The following is a 17,248-nucleotide window of genomic DNA, read 5'->3' as shown; positions in this document are numbered from 1 at the left end:
ACAAAACAGTTGCGGTGAGCTTGGCAGTTTTTTGCCTATTTACGGCCAAGCTTGCCCACCTCTTTCTAGAGAACGACCATGAAAAAACGACTTTTTGCTACCCTTGCCCTCCTTGCCTCCACGAATCTTTCGGCCAGTGAAACCTCTCGCTATGATGATGGTGCACGATGGGCCTTTATTTCAGACCAAACCTCATCTAAGGTCGCGGTCGTTGATACCTTTAATTTTTCCTATGCAGACGAAATTAAACTCAAAGCAACACCCACTCGCTTGGAGGTGTCCGACGTTCAAGATGTATTGGTGTATATCGATGGTAGAACACCGCAGGTCTATGTCTATGATTTAGTGAAAAAGACTCACTGGATTATGGCAGTTAAAGACATCCCTAATGAGATTTCCTTTCACTCTGACGAAGCTCAGCTTGCCGTTGCGATGAAAGATAGCATCGAGATTATCAAACCCTTCACTCGTGAACATGTCACAACCATCGATGGTATCCAATCTCCATTTAGCATGAATTTTGACAATGGTGGCTACAACTTATACATCACTGAGAGCATGACAGGTAAGACTTTAATTTATCGCAACCACGACGGAAACAAATCGTTCATTTCAGTAGGAAAAGGGGGAGTCTCGGAGCTTACCCTATCCCCTAACGCTCGACTCGCATTAGCCTCCCAATATCAAGATAACTCAGTCGTAGTTTGGGATCTGATGATGGATGCAGAGATGGGGAGCTATCAGTTTGACTCTGCACCGTTGCGTCCTTATGTCAGCTCAGACTCTGAACATATTGTTCTAGCCAGTGAAAACGGCACAGCAAAAGTCATTGAGTCTTGGGGCGGTGAAGTCGTTAAGGAATTTAAGCTCAACGGGGCCCCTCAATCAATACGTACAGGTTGGATTGAGCAGATGGGTATCATTGAATCACCTGAGGCACTAGACATCTTTGAATTAGCGGCCGACGAACCTATCACTTCAGTACCACTGAACTATGAACTGGGGGAAGTTGTCGTTGTTTCAGACTCAAAAACCCTGTTCGCTACGCAGAAAGGCTCATCGAAGCTGTTTGTTTATGACATTCGCAGTAAGAAGCTTCTCAACGAAATCGATACCAAGCTAGCAGCGCCGAAGCTACTTTCAATGGGCATCACAAACACAGTATGTCACTAATCATAGGAATTCAGGATGAAACGACTTATTTCATGTCTAGGCAGTGCTTCTTTAACGCTCACACTGCTCAGTTTTAGCGCCGCCGCTAAACCACTTCAATTTGACCTCCAAGAATATAATCTTGGCAAAGTCACAGCTGAAAACTGGCCAGGTAAGCATCTATTAATTGGCATTGGCTACACCAGTTGCCCTGATATATGTCCTACCACTGTGATCGATCTAGCCACCGCCGTTAATGATTTAGGCGAGCAAGCAGAGCAAGTCGTACCGATCTTTGTCTCAGTTGACCCCAATCGTGACACCGTGGAGAACATGGATCTCTACGTGAAATACTTTGATCCTAAAGTGGTAGGGTTAACGGGCACTCAAGAACAAATCAAAATCGCAGCGAAGAATCTGAAAGCAACTTACGGTTACAGCTTAGAAGGCAAACCTATCTACCCGCCTCTGCCAAAACAGTATGAGGTTTTCCATTCGACTTACCTCTATTTTTACGGCCCAGATCGTGAATTGATTGATGTATTTGGTTATGGCGAAGGGGGCTTTAAGATCAGCGAGAGTTTAAAGGGTTACCTCAATGAATAAGTCCATCGCTTTGCTCTGTTCAATACTCTTCTTTGCTACCAGTACGCAAGCGAATGAATGCCCTACTCCCGAGGGCTTTACAGAAGCCAAAGAGAGTCTAACTTGGTCGCGTCCAACGTCTGAACCCATCACTTTGGTCAACCTATGGGCGGTATGGTGTCCACCTTGTCTAAAAGAATTACCAATGCTCGACAGCATTGCGACCCAACCAGGTTTTGCGATTGAGACAATTCATATTGGACATAACCCAGATGCTATTGAGCAACAGTTTGCCAAACTTGGAATTGAACACTTACCGAAAACTATTGAACCAAGCTTTAACCTTTTGCATGACTGGGGATTCCAAGGTTTACCTGCCACTATGATTGTGACAGACGGCCAAGTGAAGTTTGGATATGTCGGCTACATTCGCAACGATGTCAATGAAATTACTGAGTGGCTAACCTGCCTTTCAAAAGTCAATCACGAGGACTAACGATGAAACGCCTATTTATATTGTTAACGGTTTCAATTTCTCTGAATTGTTTCGCAAAAACAGATATTGAGCTTGGTAAAGAATTATACATCGCACCGGGGAAAGGTGGCTGTGCAACTTGTCATGGCGAAACTGGCAATGAGCCCGTTATGCCTATGTATCCAAAGATCGGCGGTCAGACAGAGATGTATTTGTTCAACCAAATGCGTGATTACAAACACAAGAAACGTAAGAATGGCCTGTTTGTTCCAATGGAGGTCGCGATGGAGCATTATTCTGACCAAGATATGCGTCTCATCTCCAAGTACTTAAGCTCAATCGGCGATAGTTAGGCAACACCTCTTGGGACCTCTTGGGACCAAGAAATAGCTAAGAGTCTGATAAAACGAGGAATTACAGACACAAAAAAGCCCACACTAGGTGGGCTCTTTCGTATAATTTGGTGCCCGCTACTGGACTCGAACCAGTGACACCTTGCATGTCATGCAAGTACTCTAACCAACTGAGCTAAGCGGGCAAATGCTTTGAAACATAACTAACCGCTTTACTAAGTGGCTAACGCTTCAGAACGAGATGGATAATAGCGAGTGAATGGGTAGCGTGCAAGGATAAATTTGCACAAAACTGATCGTTTGCTTTTAAAAACAACAATCAGAATAAATTTTAAACACAAAGCAGATCAATGGCTTGAAGTAGATCACATTTCGCCTCTAGTTCAACAGCTATATACATCTGCCTGTTTTGCGTCTTACCCCTTTGATAAAGCATTTTAACTCAAGATATTAGTTAGAATCTTCATCCACATCGAATACAACGTTGTAGTTCTCTGTATACGTACAGTTAGGCTGGCGGCTACATGTGAAGAAGCGTCGGCCTTTGTAATCTCCTTGGCTTGCCAGTTTGATGATCATCGGGCTACCACAATTCTTACAAAATCGAACTTCTTTGGATGGTTCGATTAAATCGATGTGCGCTGCCAACAACCTCTTCAAACGGCTTACTTGATAACTGTGCTTAATTGAAGCTCCAATCAATGGTAAACCTGCTGATTTACACACGTGAATCAGTAGCTTTTCGCGGTCGACTTTCCCTTTATTGAGTTCTTTACCGTTATCCAGTTCGATGATTACGCGGGGCTCTAACGTTCTCGGGTCACAAACAACAAAGTCGAAATAGCTACGTGAGATCTTGTTGTTGGCGATAAACCAATTCTTCTTGTTGTTCGTCTTAGCAGGAACCAGCACGTTCGACATGCTGACTTTGGCAAACACTTCCCCATGGTTGCCCACCGCGGATTTAAGCGCGTTATAGAATGTCGCCTGTTGCGCTGACATCAACGCCCCTTTCTTCTGATAAGCATGGTCTTTGGTGTCATCGTGTTTCACCACATACTTTTGAATAAAGTAAAAGAACACAACCAGAACAATTACAACGATAAAGATATTAGTCATTTTCGAACACAATCAAGTCTGTATAGGGATTAAGAGAGTGGCTAGCGTATGTAGAAAAGCTTCACCTGGCAAGCAAAAGAGCAAGAGTTACCAACTAGAATCACGACCTTTGGTCGCTGTAATCAGCGAGAGATCACTCCTTCGATAGACACACTTCTCCTATTTTGATGATCAAATCATCAATTACACTCTAGATTGATTTAGATCAATTTACCCAGACTTGTGATCAACTAGTCTGAAAAACGTTAGGCAAATGTTAATAAGGAAGTTGATATGGAACTTAAACAAGACCCAAGATGTTATACCGACGTATGTGTAGATGGTAAATGGTTCCACTATGACCACTGCGGTACCCAAGCCTACATGTTAAAAGGCGGCGCTTCAGCGGTGGTTGAACTCGCTAACGAACCAGCAACGGAAGGCGAATTGGTTGAAATGCTTCAAGGTGTCGCTAAATAGTTCACCAAGCCAAATCAAAATATGAATTAAACGAATAAGAGTAGATAGCTGTACTAGTTAAGATAAGCACTCTTATTCGCTTAGTTATTGAAGTTCAGGTTTCTTGATTACAGGGGATCTAGCATGTTTGAGGGTTCAAGCGATAAGCACTTTATTGCGCCCTGACTGCTTAGCTTGATACAAAGCATCGTCTGCTGATTTCAAGTATTTCTTATAAGTACTGCTATTCAATTGTTGTTCCGTTAGATGAGTCGTCGCACCAATCGATGTGGTTAATTCTAATGGCCCAGAATGCGTTTCAATCGGTCGGTCAGCGATCGCTTGTCTTATCAGCTCAAGCTCTCTATTAGGATCTTGATTCCCAGCCAGCAATAAAACGAACTCTTCTCCACCCCATCTTGCCACTACATCGTTTTTTGATAAGGTTTGCTCTAAACGCTTAGCGACCTCCACCAGCACTTGGTCACCGACATCATGCCCATAAGTGTCATTAACTTGTTTGAAGCGGTCTAAATCTAAAATAGCGAGTGTATATCCAAACGATGACAAATGATGTGGCATCGGCTGAGTTAACAATTGCTCCAAGTAACGTCTATTGTGTAAGCCTGTGAGTTCGCATCTTGTTGATTGCTTAAGTAACTCTTTATTGGTCTTCTGGATCGAACGTAACCGAATTAAAAGTAACGCTGCGCTGAACATCACCATGATACCCAAGGCGACAACGATTCGATTCCGTAGCTGCTGTTTAACTAATGTCAGCTCACCCAACTCTTTTTCTGCGTTAAGCAGTTCGTTTTCTTGAGCTAATGATGCCGTAGCGAAATCTTGCTCGAGTAAAAAGATATCGCTCTGGCGCTTATCAAATAGCAGCGCTTTATTTCCTTTGTAATAAAGCTTGAAGTAGCGAAGTGCGTTCTCGCTGTCGCCTCTCGAGTCATAATATTCAGCAAGTGTTCTTAAACCGAGGACTTTCCAACTTCGAGTCCCCACAACATCGAACATTGCAGACGATCGCTTTAGATCAGCAAAGACGAAATTATCTCGGTTCAAACCAATGTTCGCTAAGGCTCTGTTTAAATAACACTGACCTAGCTGAAGTGTGTATTTGTCCACGCCAGGGTACCTAAGACACAAGTTTGCGATTTGTCGTGCTGACTCAAAGCTCTTTTCCGCCAACAACACATCACTCTCTGCTTTTAACAGGATGATTTTGTATCGCTCACTCACGTTGTCGCCATTGAGCTTAGCCGCACTTTGATACGCCTCTCGACCCTTGACTAAATCACCACTGCGCAGATAAGCAAAAGACTCATTCACATGCAGCACGCCGATGGTAGACGCTTCGAGTAGCCCACTCTTGTAATAGAGTTTTTTTGCTCTTTTAATCAGCTTGAGCGCTTTTGGCCAGTCTTCTAAATAGATATAAAGCAGTGCCATGTTTGACACTAACTTACTGTTGTAGATGTGTTGAGGGTACTTCTTGCCAAGGTCTAAGCCTTTATGGAAAAAGTATTGAGCTTCCGGAAAGTCATTACGGATATTATTGATGACACCCGCCGTGTTATAAGCCTTAATCAACAACTCTTCATAGTGGAGCGATTCTGCGATATCTATCGCGGCTCTGATTTGGATTTCAGACTCCGCCAACTCACCCTTACTGATATGTTCAATTGCTAATTCAACGAGAGATTGAGCTTTTAGCCACGCCATATGTTCGTGTTGTGCGAGCGCTTTAATCTGTCTGACGTATTCTGAAACGGCTTCGGTATCTAGCTTGTGTTGTGCGAGGTTCGACAAAATCATCAATTCGTAAGCACGGTAGATGGCTTTATCTTGGTCTGGGAAATTGGCGTGGAGAGTGGCGAGTTGATGAGAGGCTAAATTAGGGTCACCACGGGATACATCGAGAATACCAATCAACGCAGTTCCATATTGAGAGAGTAATAACTCTTTCTCTGGACTATAAACACTCGGGTTTTCAGGGCGAATATGCTTTAAATCATCGTCATAAGTTGGATAAAGCAAATACAGCCCAAGCACAACACTCATCAGCACGACTAAAAGAAATGAACCTAACACATTGTTTCTATTCATTTATCAGTGCCATTATTGATTGCATTCCAATTTCATCGAGATTTTTTAAAAGCGGTTAAACATTATACCCGACAGATATACAGATTAAAATCCTGCTTACTGGTGGATCTGAGTAAGGTTTTTCTTATTATTTGGAATAATCAGGCGACTTTCTTGATTTAACTCAGACAATCATCCTACAAAAAGGCGTTATAGTGATTTTCCTGTTCCTATAGCCGTGACTTCTAAGGAAAGAACGGAAACATAATGAGAATGAACAATGACCCAAATTAATGAACAACGCCTTGTCGACCATTTCTGCGATCTTGTGAAAATCGATAGTGAATCACGTAACGAAAAAGCCATTGCTGAAGCGCTGGCTGAGCAGCTAGGCGAATTAGGCTTTGACGTACATAAACTGGCTGTTCCAGAAGAAGTGTCAAACGGTTTCAACATTTATGCACGTTTAGATGGCACTCTTTCAGGTAGCACGGTATTCAGCTGCCACATGGATACAGTAACACCAGGTATCGGCATTGAGCCAATCATCGAAGACGGCATCATCCGTTCAAAAGGCAACACGATTCTAGGCGGTGACGACAAGTCTGGTATCGCAGCTATCATGGAAGCGGTTCGCGTAATTAAAGCGGAAGGCAAAGAACACAAAACTATTGAGATTGCATTTACTGTATTCGAAGAAGGCGGTCTATTCGGCTCTTTGAACTTCGATATGTCTTACATCCAATCTGCGCACGCTATCGTACTTGATACAGGCGGCCCGATTGGTACCATCGTAAATGCAGCACCTGGCCAGCAGAAGATTGTTGCGAAGATCAAAGGTCGCCCTGCTCACGCTGGTTTAGCGCCAGAAGAAGGCATCAGCGCAATTCAAGTGGCAGCAGACGCAATCACTAAGATGAACCTACTTCGTATCGATGAAGAAACGACAGCAAACGTCGGTATTGTTGAAGGCGGTCAAGCGACTAACATCGTAATGCCAGAGCTTAAAGTCGTAGCTGAAGCGCGTTCTCTAAACGGCGAAAAGCTAACGGCTCAAGTTGAGCACATGATCTCTACATTCCAAGAGAGTGCGAAGCAGTTCGGCGCTGAAGTAGAAATCGAATCTACTCGTGCTTACGATGCATTCGTGATTGCAGACGATCACCCGCATATTCTTTCTATCAAATCAGCGTTTGAGAAGCTTGGCGTAACCGCGAACACTAAACGCACTGGTGGTGGTAGCGATGCAAACAACTTCAACGCGAAAGGCCTAACAACGGTTAACCTTTCTACTGGTATGGCGAAAGTTCACACCACTGAAGAATACATTGCAGTGAAAGACATGGTCGCAATCACTGAGTTTGTAGTGGCTTACGTAACACAATAATCTTAGTTGGTAACTAGGTGGTGAAAGCCATTTAGCCAATATCAAAAAGCCGAGTTCACATGTGACTCGGCTTTTTTGTGCCTGAATTTAGCCAGAGATTCAAGCCTAAAAACCTCTACGCTTCCAAAACTGGCTTTCGTCTTTTGCTACTAGGTCGAATGTCTTGTCGGCGATGATGTTGCCTTTTAGCTCGACCGTCATGCGCCATTTGCCCAGCTTGTTCGAGACAGGCGCCCAGATAGTGTCACCTAAGTAGAAATCCCAATCATTGTTACCGACATACTCTTCGCCGTCGAACGGTTCGAGCACTTCACCTTTGTCTGTAGTGATGTCCGGGTGATAAATGCAATAACGGATCTTCTCACCTTTGGCTTTTTTGATATTCAAGATATAGCCAAATTCTACGTCGATTTCAGCATCAACGGTGGTAGTGAACTCTTGGATTTTTGGAAGATCCTTAGATTTGGAATCCCACGTGGAATAGATACCATAAGAAGTCATGTCGACCACAACAGAGCGCTTTGCCATTTCAATCGTTACCTTGGAGTTGTTCTATTAATTTAATTCTATTTGCCATTCAGCCAAGCTGGATAAGCACGAGGCTATTCTTGCCAGTCTTTTGCCATACGCTTAATCACCGACGGTTCGATGTCGTGAATGCTGCCATATTGCTCTCGGCAAACCTCAATGATCAAATCGGCTTTATATTTACGTGCAAGTTGGCGGTAGGCCTTCATTTCCCAATGCTTAACAAAGGTATTCGAAACAACCACATCAAGCCCTTGCTTTAAGCCGTTTTCAGCCGTGTTTTGACACCACTCATGAGCTTGTTGCAGCTGCCTAGGGTCAAAATGGTACTCACCTTGCTCATTCACATAATACATATCGGCTTCAACATGCAATGCATCGTAGGTTTTTGCTTTTGTTGACTTGCCAGAACCCGGCAACCCTCGAATGAGTATTAACTTCATCTGTCACTTTACAGGCTAATTCGAAAACATGAGTTTATCGTAAATAGTAACGATTTTCTCTGATAACTGCCTTTGCTCAGTATACGAAAACTAAGTCCTCACACACGACTCCGATAATCACTGAATACAATGAGACTCCCCTCAAAGCCCTTGTCTTGCTTCTGATAGAAAACACAAATTATTTACATCTATCCATTTTGCATGTCGACAAGCGTATCAAACTACTATAGATTTAGATGTATAGACGTCTACATATCTAGCTTAGGGAGAAAGCTTTGCCTATTCGCATTCCAGACCAATTGCCAGCATCCGATGTTCTTCGTGAAGAAAACATCTTCGTTATGCCGTTATCAAGAGCATCGACACAGGAAATTCGTCCACTTCGAGTCTTGATCCTCAACCTAATGCCGAAGAAGATTGAAACTGAAACTCAATTTTTACGCCTACTATCAAACAGCCCATTGCAAGTGGATGTAGAGCTGCTGCGCATTGATGACCGACCAAGTAAAAACACACCGACTGAACACCTTGATAACTTCTACCGCCAATTTGAAATGGTCAAAGGCAGAAACTTTGATGGATTGATCATTACTGGTGCACCGCTTGGCTTGGTTCAATTTGAAGATGTAATCTACTGGGACCATCTGAAAACCATCATGGAATGGGCAAACAAGCACGTTACTTCAACTCTATACGTGTGTTGGGCAGCTCAGGCTGGTTTGAAATTACTGTATGATTTACCAAAACGCACTCGCAAAGAGAAGTTGTCTGGTGTTTATAACCACGAGATACATAACCCATACCACCCTATTTTACGTGGCTTCGACGATACATTCTTGGCACCGCACTCTCGCTATGCTGACTTCTCTCAGGAGTACTTAGCGGAGCATACAGATCTAGATGTTCTTGCGACGTCTGATGTTGCGGGCGTATACCTAGCGGCGACCAAAGATAAGCGAAACGTGTTTGTAACAGGTCACCCTGAGTACGACTCCCATACACTTCACAATGAATACATTCGTGATCTGGGTGAAGGCATGGAGCCTGTGATTCCAATCAACTACTACCCGAACAACAACCCAGACAACAAGCCCGTTGCAAGCTGGCGTAGTCACGGACACTTGTTGTTCTCTAACTGGCTAAACTACTGCGTTTACCAACAAACACCTTACGATCTGGATCATTTCAGCGAAGACAATTTTACCAAAGACGATTAGGTTCTTACTTCCGATTCACAAACACATAAAGCCGTGTTCAATAGGTTATTGATAAAATGACGAATTGAACGCGGTTTTTTTATGGTGTGTGAGTCGCATTCCATAATAGATTTACCACTTCAATGGGTTTGATTTCATATGATGGGTTGGTGTTCATAAGGAGCTTCACATGCCTGCCAAGCCGTTATTATCTAAACCCTTTTCGCTATCCCGTCCCCTTTCGTTATCAAGTATGGTACTACTCGCTTCGCTTTCATTAGTCGGTTGCGTCTCTGTCACTGAAGGTCCACCAAAGATTGAAAGTGATCCTATCGCGATGTCTGAATCTCGAATTGAATTAGGCTTAGGCTACATGGGACAAGGCAATATGGTCAGAGCGCGTGAAAATCTTGAGCTCGCAATTAGACACGCACCTAGTTACTACCGTGCTCGGCTTTCAATGGCGCATTACTACGAACAAGTGGGCGAAGTAGACGAAGCAAGATCTACTTATCGAAAGGCATTGAGTCTAGATTCTAGAAACGGCAATGTATTGAACAACTACGGTACATTTTTGTGTAAACAGGGTGAATACGAACAAGCCGATAAGTACTTCAATCGCGCCATCGACCAACCCTACTACTATCTCGTCTCAGCAAGTTATGAAAACGCGGCGTTTTGTGCATTTAAGGCTGGTAATACCGACCAAGCAAAATACTACTTCAGCAGAGCGATTGACCATGACCCAAACCGCGTAAAATCGATACTACAGTTATCAAAAATCGAAGTGAGTGACGCCGATTACAATGAAGCTCGACTTCGTTTATTCAAATTCCACCAGCGTTATGGCTATCAAATTCCATCGCTTAAAATCTTGGTCGATCTCGAAAATAAAGCGGGTAATAGTGCTCTAGAGCAGAAGTATCAGAGTAAATTAGATGAATTGCTTTCTGCTTAACGATTATGCAAAACACAAAAAACGGGCTTGTTGCGTTAACAACAAGCCCGTCCATATTTCAGCTTAATGTCTTAACTAAGTGCGGCCACTATTTAAGCGCAATCCACTCTTGTCTTTGCTCATCGTCCATAAAGGTCCATGCGATAAAGCGACTCACCTTCTGGCCTTGCGACATCTCGACCACTTTCACTTGTTTAGCGCGTAGCTTACCTAGCTCAGAGCGAACCATATCGACGTTGTCTTTCTTAGAAATCAATGTCGTAAACCACAAGACTTGAGTAGCAAAAAGTTGACTCTCTCTCGCCATCTTCATAATGAAAGCGGCTTCACCACCCGGACACCAAAGTTCAGACTTTTGGCCACCAAAGTTTAAGGTTGGTTTCTCTTGCTTAGTTGATTTATCTAACTTAACTGACTTTTTGTTCGTCTCTGGCTTGAACGACTGACCGGCTTTCTTAGCACGGTTTGCCGCTAGGTTATCCAGCTTACGTTGTGAACCCTTTTCCGCTTCTTCTAGAGAGCTATGGAATGGAGGGTTACAAATTGTGACATCGTAACGTTCATTATCTTTAATCACGCCCTTAAAGATAGATTCAGAGTCGGCTTGTAGGCGAGCGCGAATCTTACCTTTTAGATTAGGGTTACTTTCAGCAATGAAGTTCGCTGTTTTGATAGAGACTGAATCGACATCCGTACCCGTGCAGCGCCACTTATACTCTGTCGCACCAATAATTGGATAAATACAGTTTGCACCAACACCAATATCTAATGCTTTTACAGAAGCATGATTATAAGGTTCACCTTGGCCATCGCTATTAAGAATGTCGGCCACTCTGTGAATGTAGTCTGCACGACCAGGAATTGGCGGACACAAGTAACCAGTGGGAATATCCCAATGTTTAACGCCATAATGATGCGCCAACAAAGCTTTGTTGAGTAGCTTAACGGCTAATGGATCAGAGAAATTAATGGTGTCTTCGCCCATTGGGTTCTTGATCAGGTGCTCTTTTAGCTCAGGCAACGCGGAAACCAATAACTCGAAGTCATAGCGACCAGTGTGCTGATTTCTTGGGTGCAAACCACCTTGAGGTTTTTCAGCCGAACGTCTTTTTTGGGCTGCGTTTTTATTAAAAGCCGTTTTGTTGAAAGACCCCTTATTCGCTGCTCCTTTATTCGCACTCTGCTTACCTTGGCTATCTTTTGCAAAAGGTCGCTTTGCTTTGTTATTACCAGCGCCTTTCGGTGCACTGTTATTGCGGCTTTTATCCGATGTGTTCTTGGTAGAAATACGCTTGTCACTGCTCGGCTTAGCTGTACTTGGCTTAACATCAGCTTGATTGTCTTTTGTTTTTGCTGATGAAGTGCTGTTTTTCGACAGGCTTAACGTAGTTCTATTTTGTGATTGGCTCATTGGGCTACTTCTTTAAATCTAAATACATCATGAATAAACGGGCATCCAACTCAAGTTGATGATATTCCGGTTCCATGTGACAGCATAGTTGGTAAAAGGCTTTGTCGTGCTCTTTCTCTTTGATATGCGCCAGTTCATGTACCACCAGCATTCTCAGCAAAGGTTCTGGTGCATTTTTAAAAACACTGGCGATACGAATTTCATTCTTTGATTTGATCTTTCCACCGTGATTCTTCGCAACGTAAGAATGAAGACCCAACGCATTATTGATTAGGTGTATCTTGCCGTCGTAAATCACCTTGCTGATCGGTGGTGTTTTTTTCATGTAGCGATTTTTTATCTCAATCGCATAGTCAAACAGGGCTTTCTCGCTTTTGATTTCATGATTCTTTGGGTAGCGAGCTTCAAACCACGGCACCAATTTACCCGACTCAACAAGTTGAGTCACAGGATCAAGAATGTGCTTAGGATAGCCTTGAATATAGCGTAAAGAAGGATGCATGCTGAAAGACCGTACAAGTTACACCACGACAATACGTTGTGGTCTTGAAAATTGAGCCGCATAGTGTAACTGATCACACTTTTCTAATCACCTAGGATTCGTTACACTTTAGCGAGATTCACCAAGAGCTAGACTCAAAAAGAGATTGTAAAAATGAAACGTGTTGTATTGTACGTCGCAGACAAATGCCCGCACTGTAAAGATGCCCAGCGCTATTTGGACTCTAAGAAAATTGTTTACCGCCTGACGAATGCAAAAATGCAGCGTGGCCGCAAAGAATTACAAGCGATGGGTGCTCGTTCTATCCCCGTGCTTAAGATCGGCGATCAAGTGATGGTTGGTTGGAATCAGAAGAACTTCGATAAGATGTATAACTCAAAGAACACTTAACGTGACTTAAGAGACTTATATTTCTACAAACAAAGCCCGAATGTCCAACCTAGGATCTTCGGGCTTTGTTTATTTATATCTTATTAAATCACACATACCTCTTAACGAAATCAATAAAGGTTCGGTCTGCCTTGGACAGATACCCTTCCTTTCTCCACGCCAAAGATAGGTTCAGCTTCACAGGGTCTTTAAATGGCACGCCTACTACGTCTTCCTCATATTCTGTCACCAAGCTAAGCAGCGCAGTGATGGCAAACTCTCGCTTCACGATAGAAAGAATCATCGGGAGCAAGTTGGTTTCGAATGCGATGGTCATGTCTAGGTTGTATTTTTTACACGTTGCGTCGATAAAGTCACGGTGGAAATAACCCGACTTGAACATGATCAGCTCTTGAGCGAAAAATTCTTCAAAGGTCATCGAAGGCTGCTGTGCTAACGGATGTTCCTTACCGACAACGGCGAGCATCTCAGAACTCAACAAGTGGTCGGTTTCGAAAGCATCAGGGACATTCTCATGGTTGATTACGCCAATATCGAGTTCGCCGTTTAATAGCATCTCCCTAATCGATTCAGTACCCGCATCAATCAAGGTCAACTTGAGGTTTGGGTATTGGCTTTTAAATGCCATCACAACTTGCGGGAAAAAGTAACTCCCCATCATGCTTGGAGCGCCCAATCGCACCTCGCCTTTTTCCAGTCCCTTTAACTCATTCATTGCGAGTTGAGCATCATCAAACTGCTGGGATATTCGCTTCGCATGTTCAAACAGTACCTTTCCCTCTTCCGTTAGGGTGACGGATTTATCTCCACGACGGAAGAGAATCAGCTCAAGCGTCTGTTCGAGTTTTTTAATGGAGATACTCAATGCAGGCTGCGCGATATGCAGCGCTTTGGCGGCTTGAGTGAAGTTACCAAACTGCGCAACAGCTAAGAAATGACGAAGTGGTTTTGATTCAAGCATGGCGATATATTAAATATATAGAGGTGATATTTTTAATATATTTCTTTAATCACACTTGTGCTGATAACTTGTTCACAAATAGCTTACTAACTCGCGCAGGCTCAACGTAAATGTTTGATAAAGGCAGTCCTCAATACAAACGCATCACCCAATCATTGGCGATTGGCTCATTTATCATTTTCTGTAACCTTTATCTCTTTCAGCCAATTTTGCCGCACATGGCGGAGCACTTCCAAGTATCTGAAACTCAAATCAACTGGCTGTTTGCCGCGACAACACTTGGGCTTTCCATCAGCTTGGTGCCTTGGGCAATCGCTTCTGAAACCTTTGGCCGAAAACCCATCATTCTGTTCAGCTTATTTGCTATCCCGCTAATCGGACTGAGCATGGTGTTCACAACTACCCTACTACAGCTTGTTATTGCCAGAGCATTCATGGGAATAGCGGTTGCTGCTTTTGCAGGTGTGGCTGTTGCCTACATGGTCGAAGAGTTATCACCGAAAGCATTCGCAGTCGCGATAGGCGGTTATATTGCGGCTAACTCATTAGGTGGCATCTTCGGGCGTGTATTGGGCGGCTTGATTACGGATTATTTTGACTGGCATGCGACTGTGTTGTTTTTCGTTGTCGGCTCTTTACTTGGCGCACTCTATATTGCGTATAGCCTGCCTGACCAACAAAACTTCAAACCGCAGAAAGGGCTGTTCTTTCATCATAATCGCTCGGTAGTGACGCACTTAAAAAACCGTACCTTATGGCTCGCGATGTTGATTGGTGGCGCTAACTTTGCCCTGTTCGTAAACCTGTATTCAGTAATGGGCTTTAGGCTAGTATCCGCACCTCATTCAGTGTCTGTGGGTTTAGCATCGCTTATATTCCTATGTTACTTGGCCGGAACGGTCAGTTCGAAGCTATCCAACAGATGGACGCTTCGCTTTGATCCGCTAAACGGTATCTTGATGGGCGTGTGCATTAGCTTAATCGGAATGCTAGTTTCTGCGGTCGATAAAGTCCCGTTCATGTTAGCTGGTTTGTTATTGATTAGCGGCGGCGCGTTCTTCGCCCATACCCTTGCCTACTCTTGGGTGAGTCAAAAAGCCCCGAGTGCTAAGGCAACAGCTACCGCGCTCTATCTGGTTCACTATTATATTGGCGGTAGTTTAGGTGGGTTCTTACTTTTGTATTGCTGGCAACTGTTTGGTTGGAATGGCGTAATTGCAGGCGGCTCTATCTTCTATGTTGCGATATTTGCATGGGTCTACCAGTTGAAACAGCTACAAGTATCTACGTCCAAACTCGCACAAGCATAACTACGACTGAGTTTGTAACTCAATTATTGCTTTTGATTAACGTCCGTTCTGATATCCTACGCAAAATTTCATTTCGGAACCTGTTATGTCGAACACTCAAAGCACTGATCTTCAAACCATCCACGACCAAGTAAAACAGTGGTTAGACGATGTCGTTATTGGCCTAAACCTGTGTCCATTCGCAGCTAAGCCACAACGTAATAAGCAAATTAAGATCTTTGTGAGCGAAGCAGAAACCGAAGAAGTGTTGCTAGAAGACATCATGACGCATTTTGTTGAGTTAGATAACACACCGGTTGCCGAGTTAGAGACAACTTTGGTGGTTGTTCCTAACATGCTGCAAGATTTTTTCGACTACAACATGTTCATTGATTGGATTGAAGCCCTGATCAAACAAGAAGATTGGGAAGGTACTTATCAAGTGGCCACCTTTCATCCAGACTATTGTTTTGGTGGCGCAGACCCAGAAGACGATGAGAACCTAACGAATCGCTCTCCTTATCCGGTTTACCATTTGATTCGTGAAGCAAGTATGGAAAAAGTGTTGAAGCACTACCCTAACCCTGAAGCGATTCCTGATACCAACATCGCGAGAGTTGAGTCTTTAACGCCAGAAGAACGCCGTAAACTGTTCCCTTACTTGTTTAGCTAATAGTTCAGTTAATCGCTCATATTCCCGAGCGCTCTTGATGATATGGACGAGAAATGAACTGATCTCGTCCATTCTGTTTCGCAATGTACAGACATTCATCGGCAACTTTGATTAGTTTATCTAACGCCGACATCCTTTCCCCTTTGGTATCCCCTGTACTCAACTCAAAATGACACGCACCGATTGATATAGTGACAGGCTTTCTATCAAGCGTGATTTTCTTCATCTCTTGCAAAAGAGTCATGAACTTATCTTCAACACAACTTGGGTTTTTATTTGGATACCAAAGAATGAACTCTTCACCACCAAAACGCGCCACAAACTCACCTTCTTGAGTGTTATTGCTCAGCACGTTCGCCACTTTCTTTAATACAACATCACCCATTTGGTGGCCATAAGTGTCGTTGACCTGTTTAAAGAAGTCGATGTCGACAACCGCCAAGGTTCCCTTTCCTAAAGATCCTTTTAACTGTTCCACTTCTGCGTTCAACGTTTTAAACAAGCAACGTCGATTCGGCAGGTGTGTCAAAGGATCGTACATAGCTTGGTACTCTAACTTCTCATTCAGCTCTTTGAGTTTTCGCTCTTGCTGCCTTCTTACCAGTTCCACTTCTATCCATGACGCCATTAGCCTCATCACGTCGACATCGAACTCTTTGAACTCGCGATGGTAAGGTGCCGGGCTTGAAAAATTTAAGGTGCCATAAAGCTCATCATTAACAAAAATGGGAACCCCAATATAAGACTCCAAACCAAAAGACTGGTAAGCAGGATGCTTCGCATACTTATCGTGTTTGCCACAATGCTCAATGCAGATAGGACCGATCGATTTACAAGTAATTTCGCAATAGGTTGAACGATAATCGAAGGTGTCACCGCTATTGAGCTCTACCCCGTCAGGCGTAACACAATGTTCAACAACATAAGCATTACCATCGACTTTCGATAAGATACCAATATCAAGGTTGAAGCGTTCAAGCCCCATAATAAGTAGCTGAGCGATTTGAATATCGAAGCCCTTTCGATAATCATTGGTGATTTGATACAAGCGGCGTATAACAATTTCACTTTCACTAGCTTGGTTCATAAATGGAGTCCCACTGCTGCCGAAGTTAATGACAACATTAATATTTGGTATATTAAAAAGAGTAAAGTGTAAAAAAACATAATAATCAATTAGTTTGTATGCAAAATACCTCATTGGTCCAACGAATAAAAGTCGACTTCTTCGACTTTGCGTTAGCACCCTATTCCTAGCTTTGGTAAAATAATCCATTAACGAAACAGAATGGAT

General features: G+C 43.3%; 19 protein-coding genes and 1 tRNA gene. 11 read left to right on the top strand and 9 right to left on the bottom strand.

The genetic code is table 11. The features are described from left to right. Positions 1 to 78 precede the first annotated feature (78 nt). From ITG09_07850 to ITG09_07835, 4 genes are read left to right on the top strand one after another with little or no spacing between them, the layout of a single operon-like run. On the top strand, positions 79 to 1,173 hold the full coding sequence (locus tag ITG09_07850; GenBank protein ID UPR53523.1) for a WD40 repeat domain-containing protein: 1,095 nt from the start codon (positions 79 to 81) through the stop codon (positions 1,171 to 1,173). A 15-nt stretch (positions 1,174 to 1,188) separates the two neighbouring features. Beyond that, entirely contained in the window at positions 1,189 to 1,758 is a 570-nt protein-coding gene (locus ITG09_07845; GenBank protein ID UPR53522.1) for an SCO family protein, read from the top strand. Then, positions 1,751 to 2,233 (top strand): TlpA family protein disulfide reductase, encoded by a 483-nt coding sequence (locus ITG09_07840; protein ID UPR53521.1) that lies wholly within the window; start codon positions 1,751 to 1,753, stop codon positions 2,231 to 2,233. Before ITG09_07845 ends, ITG09_07840 begins: the two co-directional genes overlap by 8 nt. A gap of 2 nt (positions 2,234 to 2,235) precedes the next feature. Continuing rightward, complete coding sequence (locus ITG09_07835; protein UPR53520.1) at positions 2,236 to 2,565, top strand: cytochrome c; 330 nt, start codon at positions 2,236 to 2,238, stop codon at positions 2,563 to 2,565. Between the two features lie 108 nt (positions 2,566 to 2,673). Here ITG09_07835 and ITG09_07830 read toward each other — a convergent pair. Further along, positions 2,674 to 2,750, bottom strand: a tRNA-Val gene (locus ITG09_07830). A 265-nt stretch (positions 2,751 to 3,015) separates the two neighbouring features. Further along, the gene (locus ITG09_07825; GenBank protein UPR53519.1) at positions 3,016 to 3,684 is read right to left on the bottom strand and encodes a DUF2726 domain-containing protein; all 669 of its coding nucleotides are present in this window, start codon (positions 3,682 to 3,684) and stop codon (positions 3,016 to 3,018) included. Positions 3,685 to 3,957: 273 nt separating this feature from the next. Between ITG09_07825 and ITG09_07820 the strand changes: the two genes are divergently transcribed. Then, positions 3,958 to 4,143 (top strand): hypothetical protein, encoded by a 186-nt coding sequence (locus ITG09_07820; protein ID UPR53518.1) that lies wholly within the window; start codon positions 3,958 to 3,960, stop codon positions 4,141 to 4,143. Positions 4,144 to 4,278: 135 nt separating this feature from the next. On the opposite strand, the gene ITG09_07815 is transcribed toward ITG09_07820, so the two are convergent. Next, positions 4,279 to 6,237: a GGDEF domain-containing protein gene (locus tag ITG09_07815; protein ID UPR53517.1), complete on the bottom strand. Its 1,959-nt coding sequence runs from the start codon at positions 6,235 to 6,237 to the stop codon at positions 4,279 to 4,281. A 259-nt stretch (positions 6,238 to 6,496) separates the two neighbouring features. Here ITG09_07815 and ITG09_07810 point away from each other — a divergent pair, with 259 nt between their 5' ends. Then, positions 6,497 to 7,603: a M20/M25/M40 family metallo-hydrolase gene (locus ITG09_07810; GenBank protein UPR53516.1), complete on the top strand. Its 1,107-nt coding sequence runs from the start codon at positions 6,497 to 6,499 to the stop codon at positions 7,601 to 7,603. 105 nt (positions 7,604 to 7,708) lie between these two features. On the opposite strand, the gene ITG09_07805 is transcribed toward ITG09_07810, so the two are convergent. Both ITG09_07805 and ITG09_07800 read right to left on the bottom strand, forming a co-directional pair. Next, positions 7,709 to 8,131, bottom strand: coding sequence for a DUF3859 domain-containing protein (locus ITG09_07805; GenBank protein ID UPR53515.1), 423 nt, complete (start codon positions 8,129 to 8,131; stop codon positions 7,709 to 7,711). Positions 8,132 to 8,205: 74 nt separating this feature from the next. Continuing rightward, positions 8,206 to 8,574 (bottom strand): ATP-binding protein, encoded by a 369-nt coding sequence (locus ITG09_07800; GenBank protein ID UPR53514.1) that lies wholly within the window; start codon positions 8,572 to 8,574, stop codon positions 8,206 to 8,208. A gap of 275 nt (positions 8,575 to 8,849) precedes the next feature. Between ITG09_07800 and metA the strand changes: the two genes are divergently transcribed. Continuing rightward, positions 8,850 to 9,791 carry a homoserine O-succinyltransferase gene (gene metA / locus ITG09_07795; GenBank protein UPR53513.1) on the top strand — a complete coding sequence of 314 codons (942 nt, stop codon included), beginning with the start codon at positions 8,850 to 8,852 and terminating at the stop codon, positions 9,789 to 9,791. A gap of 169 nt (positions 9,792 to 9,960) precedes the next feature. After that, on the top strand, positions 9,961 to 10,728 hold the full coding sequence (gene pilW, locus ITG09_07790) for a type IV pilus biogenesis/stability protein PilW (protein ID UPR53512.1): 768 nt from the start codon (positions 9,961 to 9,963) through the stop codon (positions 10,726 to 10,728). An 88-nt stretch (positions 10,729 to 10,816) separates the two neighbouring features. Here pilW and rlmF read toward each other — a convergent pair whose 3' ends face one another. Together rlmF and ITG09_07780 are read right to left on the bottom strand one after the other, a co-directional pair. Next, a complete protein-coding gene (gene rlmF / locus ITG09_07785) occupies positions 10,817 to 12,139 on the bottom strand; it encodes a 23S rRNA (adenine(1618)-N(6))-methyltransferase RlmF (GenBank protein UPR53511.1) in 1,323 nt (440 codons plus the stop codon). Between the two features lie 4 nt (positions 12,140 to 12,143). Further along, positions 12,144 to 12,641 (bottom strand): M48 family metallopeptidase, encoded by a 498-nt coding sequence (locus tag ITG09_07780; GenBank protein ID UPR53510.1) that lies wholly within the window; start codon positions 12,639 to 12,641, stop codon positions 12,144 to 12,146. Positions 12,642 to 12,794: 153 nt separating this feature from the next. Here ITG09_07780 and ITG09_07775 point away from each other — a divergent pair, with 153 nt between their 5' ends. After that, entirely contained in the window at positions 12,795 to 13,031 is a 237-nt protein-coding gene (locus ITG09_07775; GenBank protein ID UPR53509.1) for a glutaredoxin family protein, read from the top strand. A gap of 88 nt (positions 13,032 to 13,119) precedes the next feature. Here ITG09_07775 and ITG09_07770 read toward each other — a convergent pair whose 3' ends face one another. Further along, entirely contained in the window at positions 13,120 to 13,992 is an 873-nt protein-coding gene (locus ITG09_07770; GenBank protein ID UPR53508.1) for a LysR family transcriptional regulator, read from the bottom strand. Between the two features lie 110 nt (positions 13,993 to 14,102). On the opposite strand from ITG09_07770, the gene ITG09_07765 reads away from it, so the two are divergent. Both ITG09_07765 and ITG09_07760 read left to right on the top strand, forming a co-directional pair. Continuing rightward, positions 14,103 to 15,302, top strand: coding sequence for an MFS transporter (locus tag ITG09_07765; GenBank protein UPR53507.1), 1,200 nt, complete (start codon positions 14,103 to 14,105; stop codon positions 15,300 to 15,302). Between the two features lie 85 nt (positions 15,303 to 15,387). After that, on the top strand, positions 15,388 to 15,954 hold the full coding sequence (locus ITG09_07760; protein UPR53506.1) for a DUF1415 domain-containing protein: 567 nt from the start codon (positions 15,388 to 15,390) through the stop codon (positions 15,952 to 15,954). A gap of 16 nt (positions 15,955 to 15,970) precedes the next feature. Here the strand turns inward: ITG09_07760 and ITG09_07755 are convergent, their stop codons facing one another. Beyond that, on the bottom strand, positions 15,971 to 17,041 hold the full coding sequence (locus ITG09_07755) for a sensor domain-containing diguanylate cyclase (protein ID UPR53505.1): 1,071 nt from the start codon (positions 17,039 to 17,041) through the stop codon (positions 15,971 to 15,973). Positions 17,042 to 17,248: the final 207 nt, after the last annotated feature.

Origin of the sequence: Vibrio cyclitrophicus, assembly GCA_023206055.1 — a bacterium.
Lineage (GTDB): Bacteria > Pseudomonadota > Gammaproteobacteria > Enterobacterales > Vibrionaceae > Vibrio > Vibrio cyclitrophicus_A.
This window is presented reverse-complemented; position numbering and strand designations above follow the sequence as displayed.